The sequence below is a fragment of the Oceanospirillum sanctuarii genome (genome assembly GCF_002150805.1).
Taxonomy (GTDB): Bacteria; Pseudomonadota; Gammaproteobacteria; order Pseudomonadales; family Halomonadaceae; genus Oceanospirillum; species Oceanospirillum sanctuarii.
Window position 1 is genome coordinate 25,205 of the sequence record NZ_MTBA01000001.1, and the last position, 15,716, is coordinate 40,920.

The window sequence follows — 15,716 nt, forward strand, 5'->3', positions numbered from 1 at the left end:
ATCCGTGGGCAAGGCTAGCTGAAGGGGGATAAAGAGTAGCAGGTGCATTTCTGCATCAGTCAGATAGGTGCTTTGGTAGCAAAACCTTCACTCACGCACCGGACGTTTCTGTAGCTTTCGTTGCAGCGTTCTTCTATGCATGCCCAGCTGGCGGGCTGTGGCGGAGATATTACCGTCGTTTTCCGTCAGTACCTTCTGGATATGTTCCCAGGTCAGGCGGTTTACGCTCATCGGCTTCTCGGCGATCTCCTGCTCCGGATTAGCGTCTGTCTGTTTCAGTGCCGCCAGAATCTCATCGGTATCCGCAGGTTTTGGCAGGTAGTTCACAGCACCCAACTTAATCGCTTCTACGGCGGTGGCGATGCTGGAATAACCGGTCAGAATCACCACTTTGCAATCCGGCACCAGCTCCAGCAGGCGAGGCAGCAGGTTAAGGCCGGTATCACCTTCCATCTTAAGATCCAGTGAGGCAAGACTGGGCTGATGCTCTTCGATCAGAGGTAGCGCAGCTTCAGCGGATTCTGCAACGACTGTGGTGTAGCCACGGCGGGTCAGGGAGCGGGACATCACCTGAGTAAAAACAGGGTCGTCGTCCACAATCAGGAACACATTATTTCTCAGTAATGAGTCTGAATTTAGAGAGTTATTCAGGCTTTGCGGGCTCATGGTCAGAGTCCTCCTGTTGAATCGCGGAGCAGTTGTCCTGATGGTTAGTAGCAGGGATTACTGGCAGGGTGACTTCTGTCAGCGTACCGCTTTCGGTTTGTTTATTGCCCGATGCTTGATTGGTTCCCGATACCCGACTATTGCCCGGACCGTAGTTTGCTTTGCCGTTTACGGCTGTATCACTATTCAGGCTGTAAAGGCGCACGGTTCCCTGAAAACGGTTGATGGTGGCGTGGGTTAGGAACAGACCGATCCCCATGCCTTCCTCTTTGGTGGAGACAAAAGCTTCACCCAGTCGGGCAGCAACATCAGGGTCGATACCCGGACCATAATCTCTGATCCGGATCACACATTCGTAGTCGTCCCAGCGAACACTGATATCCACCCGCTCAGGGCTGACATCTGCCGCATTGTTGAGCAGATTAAGCAGTGCCTGCTCCAGCGTTTTATCCCGCTCCAGCAGTGGCATCGGCAGATCGTTATCGCAACTGAGGCTGAAATGCACATCCGGGCGCAGCACCTGCCAGTCCTCGATGATGGGGGCGATAAAATCACAAACCGGAGTTCGGGTCACACGATTGATCTCTGCCTGCTGAGTCAGTAATTGGAGTTTGTCTTTGCAGCGATCCACCTGTTCCCGCATCAGGGCAAGATCTTCCTGTAGCAGCTGATCATCGGGGTAATCCCTGCTGATATCTTTCAGCATGACCGCAAGGGTGGAAAGCGGCGTGCCCAGCTCATGAGCCGTACCGGCAGCCTGAGTGGCAACCGCTAAAATCTGTTCATCCCTCAGTACCTGTTCCCGCACTTCCCCCAGCATCTTCTCTCTGTGCCTTAAAGTGTGAGCCATCTTAAAGACAAAGGTGGTGATCAGGCCGGTCGAAAGCAGGAAGTTCAGCCACATACCAAGCAGGTGCAGATTGATGCCAACACCGGTATGGCTTAGCTCAGGCACGGCGATATAAAACTGCATCAGGAAGGTATAAGAGCTGAGTACTGCCGCGGCGATAATCCAGGTAAAGATCCAGGGCAGGGTAGCGGCACTGATGGTCAGAGGCACCAGAAAATAGGAGATAAAGGGGTTATTTGCACCGCCTGAGTAATAGAAAAAGAGGCTCAGACCGATCACATCCGCCAGCAGGTGAAACAGGTATTCCGAGTCCGTAACCCGATAAGGTAAGCCAAGACGCCACCAGGTGAGCATATTCAGCGCAGCCATCACGATGATGATCATGATCAGGGGGACTGCCAGAAGATGAATCTTGAGTATCTCAGTGCCTATGATGATCGACAGCAGAAAACCGGTCCAGGCGATACCCCGGATCAGAGTCAGGCGGATCAGATTTCGCCCCGGTGTCGATAATGGCAGTGGCTGGTTCATGCAAATAACCGCAGTAAATGAACAGAAATAACATTGAATATCAAAACATTATGCCCTGTTGCTGCCCTAAACGGGAGCGCTATTGCCGTAGCAAAATGTCGCAGGTGCCGAGTCGCAATTCCCCGAAATCCAAATGATCTGCCCTGAGTTTCCCTTCGTAGAAGCGGGCATAACACGCCTTATTTCCAACAAAGGAGAGTAAAGGATATGCGATATATCCTGCTGTTATGGTCATTGTTTGTGCTGACTGGGTGTAGCTCTATGAATATCGAAGACTTTTCAGACAAAGAGCCCAAACTGGTACTGGAAGATTACTTTCAGGGCAAAACCTACGCCTGGGGAATGTTTGAGGACAGGTTCGGCACCGTTCGTCGCCAGTTTCAGGTAGAGATCGACGGTCGATGGGACGGCCGTACTCTTACCCTTGATGAGTACTTTCTTTACGACGATGGCGAAAAAGATAAGCGTACCTGGGTGATTACCAAGCACTCCGATGGGCGATACACAGGTACTTTTGGCGAGATCGTTGGTGAGGCGGAAGGTCAGGTTCGTGGCAACGCTCTGAACTGGGTTTACGTCATGGATCTGGCCGTAGGTGATGATACCTGGCGAGTGAAGTTTGACGACTGGATGTTCCTGCAGCCCGGTAACGCCATGATTAACCGGGCTGTGGTGAAGAAATGGGGCTTCGAGTTGGGCACAGTGACCCTCTTCTTTACCCCGGAGAAGATGCTGAACGGCGCGCCTTTTGAACTCTCACTCACTAAAAACAGTCAGTAGTTGCCGGAATAATATTCAGCCTGACTCAGGTTCGATTTCACACCTGAGTCAGGCTCGTTATAGGCAGCTGTCACGCTCCGTTATCAGGCTTCTTCCGGCACCTTTTGACTTGCCGCCGAGCTGGATGCAGTTTGCCCGCAGGTCTGCGCCAAATAGGCTTCCTGATAAAGTACGCAACGGTTTCTGCCATGGCGTTTGGCCTGATAAAGCGCCTGATCCGCCTGTTTTAAAACCTGCTTAGGTGTGTGCGAGTTCTGATGAAAACTTGCCACGCCAACTGAGATACGGATCGTTCCGATCTGCTCAAGCATCATTTCAGCCACGCTGCTTCTCAGGCGTTCAGCCATCGCCAAAGCATGTTCTTTCGGTGTATTGGGCAGAACCAATACAAATTCCTCTCCGCCGGTACGAGCGACAATATCCTGTTCACGGGACAGTTCAGACATCTTCTGACACAGGCTGACCAGCGCCTTATCGCCGGCTTCGTGGCCAAACCTGTCATTCACCTGTTTAAAGTGATCGATATCCACGGCTAAAACCGAGAAGAATTTCCCTTCCTGTTCAAAGCGGGAAAGGCAAAGATCCAAACTGCGGCGGTTGTAGGCTCCGGTTAGAGGGTCGGTTGATGCCGCATGTCGAAGTTGTCCGATCTGTTGTTGCAGCAGGCTGAAGCCTTTGAGCATGGCGCGTTTGAGTTCGCTGCTTTCAAAGTACCAGGAACGAATCTGAGTCAGACGGTTATAGGTGTTGGGCTGATCCATGGTTCTGGCAGTTTCCGCCAATTGTTTTAACGGTCGGGCGATCAGTCGTGACAGCAGCCAGATGGTCAGAAAGGTCACCGCTGCCATCGGCAGTGAGCGATAAAAAACCTCCGCCATCAGACTGTTCAGGGAGGCGAGAGTCGCCTCAACCGGACGCTGTGCTATCACTCCCCAATGCGCGATGCCGATGGGCGCGAAGCCCGCCAGCATCTCAATATTCTTACTGTTGGTGATCCTTAGCGCACCATCATTGCCTTCCAGTACACGACTGATCACCTGATTGCCTTCAACCACTTCACCAACCCGACTCTGATCCGGGTGATAGATCAGGCGATGATTCGCATCCACCACATAAATGTAAGATCCGTCCTTGTAGTAGTGGGTCGCCAGCAGATCATTGAGAATGCTGCGCTCTTTAAGGTAGAGGCTGCCACCGATATAGCCCAGATAATTGCCCTGAGCATCAAACAGCGGATGAGAGATAAACACCAGCAAGCGGCCTGTGGCGGAAATATAGGGTGCGCTGATCAGCGCTTTTTTCTGCAGCAGGGCTTCCCGTGCGCCATCTGATTTCAGCCGTTCGCCAATAATTTCCAGTGTGTTGGGGGAGGTCGCCAGCACTTGCCCGGTGTGGTCGGCAATCACCACAGAATTAAAACTGTCAGTTTGCAGTCGCAGTCGATCAGCATGGTGCAATAGCAGAGCGCTGTCGTGGATCTGTCCCTGTATTTCACCAGCCGCAAACGCCAGCTGCTGCTGAGCTGCTTTCAGGAAGTTGTTAGTGGTGGATGCCAGTTTGGTAGCGTAGGCAAAATTGCTGTTCAGTTCATGCTGAATCAATTGCTTCTTCTGTACCTGATAGCTGGCGTAAAAGCTGTTCAGCAGGGTCAGCATGGCCGCAGAAAAGGCTAACAGCAGGATCAGGCGATTCAGAGTCAGGTAATCGTGACCTGCTGGCTCTGCACCGGCGGACTCTGGCTCTGCATCGGCGGACTCTGTCCGGGCATTACGGGTCTCCGTCCCTGAAGTACCGGTATCAGACAGTGGTAGCAGATGTTCTGTTTGCGATGGTTCCATGCGCTGACATTCCCTGTGGGCTGGAAGAAAGGCAGATGAAATACCTACATTTAACGTGGTATTTCATATCTTTGTAATGGCGGGATGCATAATAGCGGCTGCTAAAATAAAAGCGAGCCTTTCATGCTCGCTTTTGGTGCATTGAGATAGAGTTTAGACTCAGGTCAATTCTGTCGGGTTCATCAGCTGTTCCAGCGTTTGCCGGTTGATGCCTGTCATCTCCTGTGCAACGTCTATCACAGGGCGTTTTTCCTTGTAGGCTTTCTTGGCGATCTCGGCGGCTTTCATATAGCCAATGACCGGATTCAAGGCTGTAATCAGAATCGGATTACGTGCAAGGCTCTCTTCGATCACGTCGTGATTGATGGTGAAGTCAGCAACGGCCTTATCGTTCAGGTGTCTGGCGCTTTCGGTCAGCAGCTCCAGACTTTCGATCAGGTTGCAGGCGATTAGCGGCAGCATCACATTCAGCTCAAAGTTGCCGGATTGTCCTGCGATAGTGATGGTGCTGTCGTTGCCGATCACCTGAGCTGCAGCCATAGCCACGGCTTCCGGAATCACAGGGTTAACCTTGCCTGGCATAATGGATGATCCGGGCTGTAGTGCTGTGAGTGATATTTCTCCTAAGCCCGCTAAAGGCCCTGAGTTCATCCAGCGCAGATCATTGGCGATCTTCATCAGAGCAACAGCGCAGGTCTTTAAACTACCGGACAGAGCAACCGCCACGTCCTGACTGCCGATACGGGCAAAGGCGTTTTCTGCCGGGGAAAAGTGAATACCTGTATTGAGGCTCAGATGGCGACAGAACAGCCCTTTAAAATCCGGATGAGCGTTAATGCCTGTGCCTACCGCAGTACCACCCTGAGCCAGCTGGTGTAACTGAGGCTGCAGGCTCTTCAGCTGCTGTACGGATTCATCCAGCTGATGTGCCCAGGTATTGAGGGTCTGGCCGAAGGTCACCGGCATGGCATCCATCAGATGGGTACGGCCGGTTTTGGTGACATTTTTCAGTGCCAGTGCGCGTTCTTTAAGGGTCTTGCTCAGCTGGTTTAATGCCGGTATCAGCTGATCGCTAAGTAAAATGGCGGCACTGATATGCAGGGCGCTGGGAATCGTATCGTTGCTGCTTTGCCCGAGATTGATCTGATCATTCGCGCTGACCTCCTGATGTAGTTGTCCGCCTGCCAGATGCGCCAGTACCTCATTCGCATTCATATTGCTGCTGGTGCCGGAGCCGGTCTGAAATCGGTCGATGGGGAAGTGACGCATCATGTCATCTGATGTGAGCAGGCGATCAACCTGTTCGGATACCGCATTGGCAACAGGCTGATCCAGTAGTTCCAGATCGGCATTAGCAGAGGCTGCAGCCTGTTTCACCCTTAATAACGCACGGATAAAGGGTTCAGGCATAGGCTGCTTGCTGATGGCAAAGTTATTGATAGCGCGCTGGGTTTGCGCGCCATACAGGGCATCAAATGGGATCTCCACGGCGCCCATGCTGTCGTGTTCGGTTCTTGATTTCATGCGTTTTCCTTACCCGGAAGTGCTAATGCAAACTTCCGGCTGATGTGGGAGCATCGGTGTCACGCTAAAGCATAGGATAAAAATTTATTTTCTGATTGATTTCAGTTAGGGAAATGCTGAATAACCAGTGCTTTAAACGGAAAATAATAAAAAAGACAGGGGATAAAACGTGATAAAACAGATGCGACAACTGATATTTGCCGCCAGTGCCGGTCTGATGCTGCTGACCAGTACCGAGACTTTTGCCCATGCAGCCCACTGCAAAGACACTGAGCTGGGCGAGCTGATGAAAAATATGAAGCAGGAGCTGAAAAGCTACGTTCAGAGCTTCAAACAATCCGACCAGGCTGCAATGCAGCAGCACCTGAATGAGCTGATTAAGGACTCCGAAGCTGCAAAAGAACTGATCCCCATGAAATATGAGAAGCAGTCGGCAGGTTCGGTGGATATCCAGCGCTACCAGAATGGTATGGACGAACTGTTGGATCTTTTCCAGCGGCTGAATCAGGCTGCGGGTGATAAAGCGGCAATTAAGCCCTTACTGGCGGAAATCAAACAGCACAGTAAAGACAGTCACGAGGACTTTCGTAAGGATTGCGATTAACCTCTCGAAGACTTACCTGCGAGTCTTCAGGTATTCCTTAAACTATTCTTCAACTTCAGGCAGGGCGTAGGCCATCACTGCGCCCAGTATCCCAAGCACCGAGAGTGCCAGAATCAGATTCAGCGCCCCGAAGCCGCTTAATGCGCTGCCAAAGCCGATCAAGAGTAAAACGATACCGATACAGGTATTGCTCACCGAGACATAATCCGTGCGCTGGTTACCCGTTGCCATATTCACCAGATAGGTTTTCCGTCCGATCCGTACGCCTTCATGGGCGATTGTCAGCAGAAAATAACCCAATGGCAGCAACCAGATGCTGGCCAGCAGTTCCGGCAGCCAGAGGGCGATTGCGTTAATGCATAAACCCAGTGTTGCCGCGATAAGGGCAGAAACGATCATCACCTGCCGACTGGAATGATCGGCAAACATGCCCCAGAAAGGCCCTGAAAGCAGCCCCGCCAGCCCACTGGTAATCACAAAGATGCCCAGCGCCAGTGTTACTGACTGATATTCACCGGAAAGAATCACGTAATAGGGAGCCGACAAGGCTGTGCAGAGCAGCAGGGAGCGCGTCAGTACAAAGTGTCGGAAGGGCTTATCGGTTTTTAGCAAGCTGAGCTTTTTCAGAGCATGGAGAAAACCGTTCTTACCGCCATCGGTTTCGCCGGGTTCTTCTATCACACGAGAGAACAACAAGGCTGCCAGCAACCACAGCGCGCCGCCAATGCCGATAAAGGCAGCGTAGAACAGCAGATCATTTTCCGCGCCGTCGGACTGGCCTTTAAAGTACAGGAGTCCCCCAGCAACCAGTGTGATACCGCCCGCCATACTTGAGGCTAATCCGCTTAAACGACCGCGTTTGGGTTTAGGGATGGTCTTTCCGGTGACATCTTTGGAGGCAACCGAGCACAAGCCACGGGCGAGACTGAAAACCACCAGAAGGGCGATCACCGTCCAGCCTGCGGCATCACCGGTCAGGTAGAAAAGGCTCAATGCGATAGCGAACATACAGAGTGCCTGAATCGCAGAGCCGAGTACCCAGGCGGTTTTTCGGATCGCCATTTTGCGGACATAGCTTGCAATCAGCAGCTGCGGAATCAGAGAGCCGGATTCCCGAATCGGCACCAGAAAACCGATCAGGTAGAAGGGCGCACCCGCCAGATTCATCAATGCAGGCAGCACAACCTTAGGGTTGGCGAAGGCATCACCCAGCTTGGTGAGGAACTGACTGAACAGAGTCTTGGTGAAATTGCCGGGAACTTCCCTGCAGGCCTCCGGGCTGATGTCCTTACAGGCGCGGGCATCCTCCTCGTTAGCGAGTTTGTCGTAGAGATTATCAACCAGCTTTTCCATCTCAATCCCTCCGGTTTGGCTGTCAATTCACCATAAATCAGTTAGTTAACAATCTAACATGCGGTTGTGACGAATTATAGGAAGGCCATGCTTCAGATTGCTATCAAGCGAAGAAAATTAGGTATCTCAACTTGCGTAATAAAAGTGGAACTGAGATACCAGTGTCAGACCATGTTCGTATTATTGTGTGTCGGGTTTGGGGCTACTTAATAGGTAACAAGAATGAGTAAATTTTTTGTAGATCAATGTGAAAGCTTTATTAAAAGGGATATGGCCTACAATATCGAAAACTCCATCTGGGCAAGCGATGTTGAAGTGGCAGATAGGCTTCTTAGAAATAGTGGTGAAATGGAAACTGTTTACGTGGAGTTGGCTACAAATTTTGGTCAGTCTGAGATCGATAGGTTTTTGGAAATAGTTTTATCTACAGCAGCGCACTGGAATCCTGAGTCTGCAAGAGAATATCGAACCCAAAAGTCTAAGTATGAGGGTTTGAATCACGAAATAGGAGTGTTAGCGGCTAAGTTGGCAGACTTATTAGAAGAACGTAGGGCGTTATCCAATGAGTCTGGTTTTTCCAGTAACCACCATTACAGTATTACGACTGTCATAGATAATGCAGCGGCTGGTAACGGACATTATCGCGGTTTTTTAAGAGAAAAACTGCTTAATCTGAGTGGTCAGTTCGACTTAAAGTACTGGCCTAGATTAAGTCAGTTTGTATCGGAAATTAGTGACGATGCCTTTCAAGCAGAAGTACTGGCTGGCGATGAATTAACTGCTGCCGCTATATCATCTCAGCGCTCTTCTGTAGCGGACTTTCTAAGAGCATTATTTGCAGCTGTTGAGGAGAGTGGTATTAGACTTGGAGGAAGGCTAAAGCCTGATTTTAGGTTAAGTGATAATGCGTTCTCAATAATCGCAAACTGTGCTTTAGGCCTTAAACCTGAAGAACTAATCGACGGTCCCTATGTTAAAAGTTTGAGACAACGTATGAGAAAGGCAAAAACAAGGGAGAGATCCGATAACTCGCTCCCACGCTCCGCGTGGTAGTGTATGGGCTTAGTTATTCCCACGCAGAGCGTGGGAACTAGGCTTTTGATTTACATCTCTTCCTATAAGATCCAACACTTATGACCCAAAACTATAAAGGCTCTTGCCTGTGCGGCGGTGTGACCTTCTCCGTGACCGTCTTTAGCGAAAAAGCCGCGAACTGTTACTGTTCCATGTGCCGCAAGTTTCATGGTGCAGCCTTCGGAACTCTGGTTGAGGTTGAAGGCCTGACGTGGCTTTCTGGCCGATCCCTCCTGAACGATTATGTTGCCCCTAACGGTACTACCCGAACCTTCTGTGGTGAGTGTGGCTCCAGCATCGGTTTTCGTGTGAAAGGTGCGGGCTTTGATGAGATGGAACTGGCCATCGCCTGTTTTGACGAGGCGATTCCCGTAAAGATCGATGCTCAGATCTATACCCGTTACAAAAACAACTGGTGTGAGCTGCAAAAGGATCTCCCGGCTTTTCAGGAAGGTCGGGATTCAGATCAGCAGCAGAGCTGAAAAAACTAAGCGAGAGATCAAATGCTGAAAAACTGTGTGATCTGGGATGATATGTCTGCCCGTGATCCTGATGAGCAAACCATGATGGTTGAGATCTGTGAAGCTTGTATCGAGTCAGAAGATAACGGCCTGATTCTGCATGTGGGAGATAAGGCTACTGATCCGGAAGCGATCTGTTTTCTCTGTGGTAAGGCCGCCGAGCAGTTGGAAGAAATGGTCACTGAGACTAAGGCGGAAACTCAATAGAACAGGTATCGGAGCTATAAGCCCCGATACCTGATCTGACGGGATTACCAGCTACCGGATGAACCGCCGCCGCCGAAAGATCCACCGCCGCCCCGACTGCTGGAGCGGGAGCTGTTGCCTCTGTCTCGGGAGGAACTCTTCATACCGCCATTGGCTGTGATCATAGGGATCACAAAGGCCATTACGGCGCAGGCCAGCGCATAAATAACACTGCCAAAGATCACGAAATAAGCACCGAATCCGATCACCGCCGCAGTACCGCTAACCGCATAATTCGGAATATCCACCAAGCGCACTGCTTTTTCCAGTACTGCCGAGATTGCCAGAGCCATCAGGAAAGCATAGAGCAGGCTGCGCTGCCATTCCGGCAGGTCATCTAACGGGTTAGCCGGTTCCGGCAGAGGTTCACCCTGTATCACATTAATGATCTGGGTGATGCCGGTATCGATGCCTTCCGCGTAGTTGCCCTTTTTGAATTCAGGTGTAATGAAGTCACGGATGATACGGCTGGCGATCACATCCGACAGGGCACCTTCAAGGCCGTAGCCGACCTCAATACGCAGTTCCCGGCTCTCTTTTGCAATTAGCAGAAGTACGCCGTCATCGACATCTTTACGGCCCAGTTTCCACTTTTCCACCACCTGCAACGATAGGGCTTCGATGGTGTCATCGCCGGTGTCCGCAATGACAAGCACGGCGACCTGAGCGCCTTTCTCTTTTTCCAGAGCACCCAGTTTAGCGGTTAACCCCTGAATCTGTGCCTTGGTGAGGGTGCCGGTCTGATCGATAACCGGCTGCGTGTAGTCGGGAATCTTAACCGCTTCCGCTGAAGCCAGAAGGCTCCAGCTGAAAAGCAGTAAGCCAATCAGATATCTCACTTATCACCCCCGAAGCTCACCTCAACCGGCTTGGAGATTTCTGCGGCATTATCAACGCTGAAGTTTGGTTTCACGGTGAAGTCGAAGTATTTAGCCGTCAGGTTAGAGGGGAAAGAGCGAACCGTGATGTTGTATTCCTGAACCGCTTTAATGTAACGATTACGAGCTACCGCGATACGGTTTTCGGTGCCTTCCAGCTGAGCCTGCAGGTCGCGGAATGCACCGTCGGATTTCAGCTGCGGATAGTTTTCAGAAACCATCAGCAGACGTGACAGCGCACCGGACAGCTCAGACTGAGCCGCCTGAAAGTTACCCAGCTGTTCGCTGTTCTGAATGGTCTCGGCGGACAGATTCAGAGAGCCCACTTTGGCTCGGGCCTGGGTTACCTGAGTAAAGACTTCCTTCTCATGGGCAGCAAAGGCCTGAACGGTGCGTACCAGATTCGGCACCAGATCTGCCCGACGCTGATATTGGTTAAGCACTTCTGACCAGTTAGCTTTAATCTGCTCATCACGGCGTTGCAGGTCGTTGTAGCCGCAGCCAGCCAGGGTCAGTGCAAGCAGGATAATAAAAAGGTTTTTCATTCGGATCATGGGTTGTTCTCTTTCCGTGAGCGGTTAACTCGGTATGGGTCTTAATGAAATGTCAAAACCCGACAGTGGGGAGTGCCGGCTTAAGGCAGATTTCGCTGTTTGAAAGGTTGTCAGCCCGTTGTTTTTTTAATATGAGGCTTCGCTACTTAAGCGGGTAAATGTTCTCATAAAAGGTATCTTTGATGAACGGCACTAAAGACGTAAACACACAGAATTTATGGTGTTAAATCAATGAAAACTACTTTGGGGTAGAGGATCAGGGTTAGAATAAAATATCTAATGATATTTGATAGTTAATAACTCAATTAAGGAGCGATATGGATATCCAGATTTCCCTCAACGATGCCATTGAAGAAGCAGAAGTGATTGCCCTTTATCGTGCCAACGGCTGGTCATCTGCCGAGAAACCGGAGCAGCTTATTCCGGCACTTCAGAATTCACACACTTTAGTGACCGCCCGCATCGATGGCGAGTTGGTGGGTATTGGTAATGCGATCTCCGATGGGCATCTGGTGGTGTATTACCCGCACATGCTGGTGCATCCGGATCATCAGGGCGCTGGCATTGGGCGCAAGATGATGCAGGCGATGCAATCTGTTTACTCAGGCTTTCATCAGCAGATGCTGACGGCGGATGGCGATGCTGTGGCTTTTTATAAGGCGCTGGGATTTGAGCGCGCCGGTAAAACCGAGCCTATGTGGGTTTATGCCGGAGATGAGCATTAACCCTACAAAATGCCACGTTTTAAATCGGATCTACTCTGGGTATGTTACGGGCTTTGGAATTATCTTCTGTTCAGGAAATGATCTTCAGAAGAGCGCCTTCGGAAACGCACCTTCAGAAAAGGAACAACCATGGAAGAGTTATTCGTAAGATACCTGCACTTTGTCGGCTTTATCCTGCTGGCGTCTATGCTGGTAGCGGAAAATCTGCTGCTGGCCAGATCCTTAGATAACCGCACTGTTAAAAAACTGGCCGTGATTGATGGTATCTATGGTTTTAGCGCTGTTGTCACCTTAGGGGCTGGTTTGTCCCTTTGGCTGGGTGTTGGCAAGCCTGCCGAGTTTTATAGCGCAAACCCCATTTTTCATATCAAGGTGACACTCTTTGTTGTGATCGCTTTGCTCTCTATCTACCCAACGATTTTTCTGCTGAAACACCGTAAAACTACCGCTACTGCGCTCAGTGTGCCTGCACCTGTGATTCTGATTAAGCGACTGGAAGTGGTGTTGCTATTGGTGATTCCGTTACTGGCAGTGCTCATGGCCAGAGGTGTTGGGTTGGGCTAGTACTTTTTATTCTCAATTTTTTCTATCTGTCATTCAGGAACCAAAAATGGAACGTCTGTTTTCGTACGGTACGCTGCAGTTTGATCAGGTTCAGCAGGAGACGTTCGGTCGGCTGCTGAAAGGGGAAAAAGATACGCTAACAGGCTATGCCCTGTCTGAGGTACGCATTCGTGATGAAGCGGTTGTCGCCACCAGTGGTAAGGCGTTTCACCCGATTCTGAAATACACCGGTAATCCTGACGATAAGGTTGAAGGAACGGTTTTCGAAATTACAGCGGAAGAACTGGCTCAGGCGGATCGTTACGAGGTGGAAGAGTACGTTCGTGTTGCTGCTGTGTTTGAATCCGGTAAAACCGCATGGGCTTACGTTTGTGCTGAGACAGAAAAGAAACGGGCACTCGCTTCTTAGCCCTGCTGCACGGTAAAGGTTTAAAAGCTTATAAGGTAATAAAGGAACGCTGATGTCATTGATGACACTACTGATTTTTATCCCCGCGTGTTTTGCCCTCAATATGACGCCGGGGCCAAACAATCTCATGGCGATGGCCAACGCCAAGCATTACAGCTTCAGAACCGCCTGTTACGCAGGGTTGGGGCGTTTGCTGGCCTTTGTCGGCATGATTACCCTGACAGCAATGGGGTTGGCTACGGTACTGCACACCTCCGCTTTACTGTTTCTGGTGATCAAGGTTGTGGGCGGGTTTTATCTGCTTTGGTTAGCCTACCAACTCTGGCATGCCGAAGTGTCTGCTGATGAGAGTGAAGCGATAAACGAAACCTCTCTGTTCAGACTGGCGCGACGGGAGTTTCTGATGGCTGCGGGGAATCCCAAGGCTATTCTGGTTTTTACCGCATTCCTGCCTCAGTTTATTGATCCGAGCGCCAGTGTCGGTGCTCAGTTTTTTGTTCTTGGCAGTCTCTTTTTACTGTTGGAGTGGCTGGCAATCGCCTGTTATGCCTACTTCGGTGTTGCTCTTCGGGACTGGTTTGCGCGACCTGCCATGCGAACCTTGTTTAACCGTCTGTGTGCTGGTTTTCTGAGTAGTGCCGGAATCGGCCTGTTGTTGGCCCGAAAAGAGGTTTAGCCTTGCATCTCCTATCTCACACAACCGGCTTCAGGTGATGAAGCCGGTCACATTTTTGCTCTTACATTGTCTATTTCCCTTGTTGTAACTCCTTTAATTTCATAAGGTTGCGGCTCTTTTGGAATTAGAGTTTTTAGTCTGCTTGTAGGCATGTATCGGCTGCTATGGCAATGCCGATAATCGATTGATTAGGGAAGCCCCATTGATGTCTGGAGAAAGAAACCTGAACCAGCTGGCAGAGGCCGAAGACTGGGCCGCTCTGAAAGCGCGCGGTAATGAGGATAGGGAGCTATCCCGGCTATTGCGTCGGCTGTGGGATAAGCGGGATCTGCCCCGTATGGAATCGATGCGTCAGTATGAGATGATCCGTGACCGGGATCTGCTCGATATTCTGCTGGGGGAATTCACTCAAACCTACTGCCCTGGCATGGTGGCGGATTTCTATTTCCCGCTGCAGCTGATTGAAAAGTACGGCCCGGATGATAGTGCCCGTATTAACAATGATCTGGAGATTATGCACTTAAGCCATCCGGATTTTATGCCGGTGCTGACCCGGCTATATGATGCGGGGGTTGAGTTGAATCTGCCGAACTTTATGACGGTAGCAACGGAAGATGATCGTTCCTGCATCGAGGTGTTTGAGTTTGCCCAGCAACAGCTGATTGAAAAGGGCAAGGGTGCGTCTGATTTCCATAATGATGAACTGGAATCTGCTATCTGTCAGATCGCTTCCCTGCTTTATCACCGTAATTATGATGAAGAAGAAAAAGCCCGCTGGAGAGCAGCTGTAGCTGATCTGTTTAAGCTGGGGCTGGAAGCCGATGCCGATCTTGACGGTTATGACTGCGAAACCCTGCTGGAGCATATTCTGGGTGTTGCGCCTGAGCTGGTTGAGACCCTGGCAGCCCATGGCCTGAGTCAGGCCCGTATCGACAGCATCGACTGGAGTGAATTTGTCAGTATTTATGGCTACGAAGAAGAGCTGAGTGAGGCGCTGAGTGGATTAGTGGCAAAAGGCTACTCCTACGACTGGTCAAAACTGAAACAGGCTTTTGCAGAGCAGGGACTGGGCAGTTCTTCAGATCAGTTTTCCGGTTAGTTGAAATGTGGGCAACAGGGATAGGGTAATGACAAATACGCAGAACACGGATATTGATACTCAGAGAGACAATCAGGCCAATACGGCGCTTAAGCCACCTGTTGGATTGGTGACTCAGGCGATCAATAAGCAGCTGCGACGTTTTATGGGCATGCTGTTTATTTGGCCTTATTTCGTGATCTGCTTGCTTTGCGCGGTGATCGGCGGCTGGATTCTGTATCAGGGTGAGCATGATTTTATGCTCGGAATCAGCATTCTTCTCGCTCCTTATGCGCTGATGCTGGGTGGCATCCTTATCTGGATGGTGCTCGCCAGCTATCTGATTATGTTGTTTGGCGAAGACCCTGAATCTCGCATCGGAAGTGTCTGGTTTTTCTCCATCAGCTTTATGCCGGTCTCTCTCCTTGTCGCCTTTGGCGATACTTACTATATGTCTGCTCTGCCGGATCAGGCTTATATGCTGTTCTTTATGGCCTTGCTGATCGTAGGTCTCTATGTCTTCTTTCAGCATGGTGATGAGCTGTTTGAGTGGGGCATTAAGTATGTGAATCCGGTCACTCATGGCTACAACCTGATACTGATTCTGGCGCTTACAGAGAGCTTTGTGCCCTATCCGGAAAGCCGGATCGAAGCGACGACAGTTTCCGATTGCTATATCGCCGAGAGCACCAGTACCACAGGGAGCCGAAGCGCAAGTTTGCGTTGTCTGGCAGAGTTTGAGTATCAGGGGGAACAGAAACAGGTTTGGTTTACCCATTCTGGCGATAACATCATCGTGATCCGTCACGGCCTGTTTGATCACTATCGCTGACAGAGAGGAAAAT

The 15,716-nt window shown here is 50.6% G+C and carries 18 protein-coding genes; 11 read left to right on the forward strand and 7 right to left on the reverse strand.

What is annotated here, in order from left to right:
- Nucleotides 1-87: 87 nt before the first annotated feature.
- Nucleotides 88-666 (reverse strand): response regulator transcription factor, encoded by a 579-nt coding sequence (locus BV405_RS00110; protein WP_086478828.1) that lies wholly within the window; start codon nucleotides 664-666, stop codon nucleotides 88-90.
- Nucleotides 644-2,047 carry an ATP-binding protein gene (locus BV405_RS00115; RefSeq protein WP_086478829.1) on the reverse strand — a complete coding sequence of 468 codons (1,404 nt, stop codon included), beginning with the start codon at nucleotides 2,045-2,047 and terminating at the stop codon, nucleotides 644-646. The genes BV405_RS00110 and BV405_RS00115 overlap by 23 nt, the downstream gene beginning before the upstream one ends.
- A gap of 207 nt (nucleotides 2,048-2,254) precedes the next feature.
- Between BV405_RS00115 and BV405_RS00120 the strand changes: the two genes are divergently transcribed.
- A complete protein-coding gene (locus BV405_RS00120) occupies nucleotides 2,255-2,827 on the forward strand; it encodes a DUF3833 domain-containing protein (protein WP_086478830.1) in 573 nt (190 codons plus the stop codon).
- 83 nt (nucleotides 2,828-2,910) lie between these two features.
- On the opposite strand, the gene BV405_RS00125 is transcribed toward BV405_RS00120, so the two are convergent.
- The gene (locus BV405_RS00125) at nucleotides 2,911-4,665 is read right to left on the reverse strand and encodes a sensor domain-containing diguanylate cyclase (RefSeq protein ID WP_217895537.1); all 1,755 of its coding nucleotides are present in this window, start codon (nucleotides 4,663-4,665) and stop codon (nucleotides 2,911-2,913) included.
- A gap of 159 nt (nucleotides 4,666-4,824) precedes the next feature.
- On the reverse strand, nucleotides 4,825-6,189 hold the full coding sequence (locus BV405_RS00130) for a class II fumarate hydratase (RefSeq protein WP_086478831.1): 1,365 nt from the start codon (nucleotides 6,187-6,189) through the stop codon (nucleotides 4,825-4,827).
- A 181-nt stretch (nucleotides 6,190-6,370) separates the two neighbouring features.
- Between BV405_RS00130 and BV405_RS00135 the strand changes: the two genes are divergently transcribed.
- Nucleotides 6,371-6,793 (forward strand): cytochrome b562, encoded by a 423-nt coding sequence (locus BV405_RS00135; protein WP_086478832.1) that lies wholly within the window; start codon nucleotides 6,371-6,373, stop codon nucleotides 6,791-6,793.
- A gap of 42 nt (nucleotides 6,794-6,835) precedes the next feature.
- Here BV405_RS00135 and BV405_RS00140 read toward each other — a convergent pair whose 3' ends face one another.
- A complete protein-coding gene (locus tag BV405_RS00140) occupies nucleotides 6,836-8,146 on the reverse strand; it encodes an MFS transporter (RefSeq protein ID WP_086478833.1) in 1,311 nt (436 codons plus the stop codon).
- 222 nt (nucleotides 8,147-8,368) lie between these two features.
- Here BV405_RS00140 and BV405_RS00145 point away from each other — a divergent pair, with 222 nt between their 5' ends.
- The 3 genes from BV405_RS00145 (at nucleotide 8,369) to BV405_RS00155 (ending at nucleotide 9,948) form a co-directional block, all read left to right on the forward strand.
- Nucleotides 8,369-9,199: a hypothetical protein gene (locus tag BV405_RS00145; RefSeq protein ID WP_086478834.1), complete on the forward strand. Its 831-nt coding sequence runs from the start codon at nucleotides 8,369-8,371 to the stop codon at nucleotides 9,197-9,199.
- Nucleotides 9,200-9,279: 80 nt separating this feature from the next.
- Complete coding sequence (locus BV405_RS00150) at nucleotides 9,280-9,702, forward strand: GFA family protein (protein ID WP_086478835.1); 423 nt, start codon at nucleotides 9,280-9,282, stop codon at nucleotides 9,700-9,702.
- A 21-nt stretch (nucleotides 9,703-9,723) separates the two neighbouring features.
- Nucleotides 9,724-9,948: a hypothetical protein gene (locus BV405_RS00155; RefSeq protein ID WP_086478836.1), complete on the forward strand. Its 225-nt coding sequence runs from the start codon at nucleotides 9,724-9,726 to the stop codon at nucleotides 9,946-9,948.
- Between the two features lie 44 nt (nucleotides 9,949-9,992).
- Here the strand turns inward: BV405_RS00155 and BV405_RS00160 are convergent, their stop codons facing one another.
- Nucleotides 9,993-10,826 carry a TPM domain-containing protein gene (locus BV405_RS00160; RefSeq protein ID WP_086478837.1) on the reverse strand — a complete coding sequence of 278 codons (834 nt, stop codon included), beginning with the start codon at nucleotides 10,824-10,826 and terminating at the stop codon, nucleotides 9,993-9,995.
- Nucleotides 10,823-11,419 (reverse strand): LemA family protein, encoded by a 597-nt coding sequence (locus tag BV405_RS00165; RefSeq protein WP_245832179.1) that lies wholly within the window; start codon nucleotides 11,417-11,419, stop codon nucleotides 10,823-10,825. The genes BV405_RS00160 and BV405_RS00165 overlap by 4 nt, the downstream gene beginning before the upstream one ends.
- Before the next feature lie 317 nt (nucleotides 11,420-11,736).
- On the opposite strand from BV405_RS00165, the gene BV405_RS00170 reads away from it, so the two are divergent.
- From BV405_RS00170 to BV405_RS00195, 6 genes are all read left to right on the forward strand, one after another.
- A complete protein-coding gene (locus BV405_RS00170) occupies nucleotides 11,737-12,144 on the forward strand; it encodes a GNAT family N-acetyltransferase (RefSeq protein ID WP_086478838.1) in 408 nt (135 codons plus the stop codon).
- 129 nt (nucleotides 12,145-12,273) lie between these two features.
- Complete coding sequence (locus BV405_RS00175; RefSeq protein ID WP_086478839.1) at nucleotides 12,274-12,708, forward strand: DUF2214 family protein; 435 nt, start codon at nucleotides 12,274-12,276, stop codon at nucleotides 12,706-12,708.
- A 46-nt stretch (nucleotides 12,709-12,754) separates the two neighbouring features.
- Nucleotides 12,755-13,117: a gamma-glutamylcyclotransferase family protein gene (locus tag BV405_RS00180; RefSeq protein WP_086478840.1), complete on the forward strand. Its 363-nt coding sequence runs from the start codon at nucleotides 12,755-12,757 to the stop codon at nucleotides 13,115-13,117.
- 52 nt (nucleotides 13,118-13,169) lie between these two features.
- Complete coding sequence (locus BV405_RS00185; protein ID WP_086478841.1) at nucleotides 13,170-13,793, forward strand: LysE family translocator; 624 nt, start codon at nucleotides 13,170-13,172, stop codon at nucleotides 13,791-13,793.
- Nucleotides 13,794-13,998: 205 nt separating this feature from the next.
- On the forward strand, nucleotides 13,999-14,892 hold the full coding sequence (locus tag BV405_RS00190; protein WP_086478842.1) for a hypothetical protein: 894 nt from the start codon (nucleotides 13,999-14,001) through the stop codon (nucleotides 14,890-14,892).
- A gap of 28 nt (nucleotides 14,893-14,920) precedes the next feature.
- A complete protein-coding gene (locus BV405_RS00195; protein WP_086478843.1) occupies nucleotides 14,921-15,703 on the forward strand; it encodes a hypothetical protein in 783 nt (260 codons plus the stop codon).
- Nucleotides 15,704-15,716: the final 13 nt, after the last annotated feature.

Bases quoted from the DNA above. Each gene is read 5' to 3' on its own strand.
- BV405_RS00175 (WP_086478839.1), top strand. From the start codon at position 12,274: ATGGAAGAGTTATTCGTAAGATACCTGCACTTTGTCGGCTTTATCCTG.
- BV405_RS00130 (WP_086478831.1), bottom strand. From the start codon at position 6,189: ATGAAATCAAGAACCGAACACGACAGCATGGGCGCCGTGGAGATCCCA.
- BV405_RS00185 (WP_086478841.1), top strand. From the start codon at position 13,170: ATGTCATTGATGACACTACTGATTTTTATCCCCGCGTGTTTTGCCCTC.
- BV405_RS00195 (WP_086478843.1), top strand. From the start codon at position 14,921: ATGACAAATACGCAGAACACGGATATTGATACTCAGAGAGACAATCAG.
- BV405_RS00140 (WP_086478833.1), bottom strand. From the start codon at position 8,146: ATGGAAAAGCTGGTTGATAATCTCTACGACAAACTCGCTAACGAGGAG.
- BV405_RS00170 (WP_086478838.1), top strand. From the start codon at position 11,737: ATGGATATCCAGATTTCCCTCAACGATGCCATTGAAGAAGCAGAAGTG.
- BV405_RS00110 (WP_086478828.1), bottom strand. From the start codon at position 666: ATGAGCCCGCAAAGCCTGAATAACTCTCTAAATTCAGACTCATTACTG.
- BV405_RS00125 (WP_217895537.1), bottom strand. From the start codon at position 4,665: ATGGAACCATCGCAAACAGAACATCTGCTACCACTGTCTGATACCGGT.
- BV405_RS00180 (WP_086478840.1), top strand. From the start codon at position 12,755: ATGGAACGTCTGTTTTCGTACGGTACGCTGCAGTTTGATCAGGTTCAG.
- BV405_RS00120 (WP_086478830.1), top strand. From the start codon at position 2,255: ATGCGATATATCCTGCTGTTATGGTCATTGTTTGTGCTGACTGGGTGT.
- BV405_RS00155 (WP_086478836.1), top strand. From the start codon at position 9,724: ATGCTGAAAAACTGTGTGATCTGGGATGATATGTCTGCCCGTGATCCT.
- BV405_RS00190 (WP_086478842.1), top strand. From the start codon at position 13,999: ATGTCTGGAGAAAGAAACCTGAACCAGCTGGCAGAGGCCGAAGACTGG.
- BV405_RS00165 (WP_245832179.1), bottom strand. From the start codon at position 11,419: ATGATCCGAATGAAAAACCTTTTTATTATCCTGCTTGCACTGACCCTG.
- BV405_RS00135 (WP_086478832.1), top strand. From the start codon at position 6,371: ATGCGACAACTGATATTTGCCGCCAGTGCCGGTCTGATGCTGCTGACC.
- BV405_RS00115 (WP_086478829.1), bottom strand. From the start codon at position 2,047: ATGAACCAGCCACTGCCATTATCGACACCGGGGCGAAATCTGATCCGC.
- BV405_RS00145 (WP_086478834.1), top strand. From the start codon at position 8,369: ATGAGTAAATTTTTTGTAGATCAATGTGAAAGCTTTATTAAAAGGGAT.
- BV405_RS00150 (WP_086478835.1), top strand. From the start codon at position 9,280: ATGACCCAAAACTATAAAGGCTCTTGCCTGTGCGGCGGTGTGACCTTC.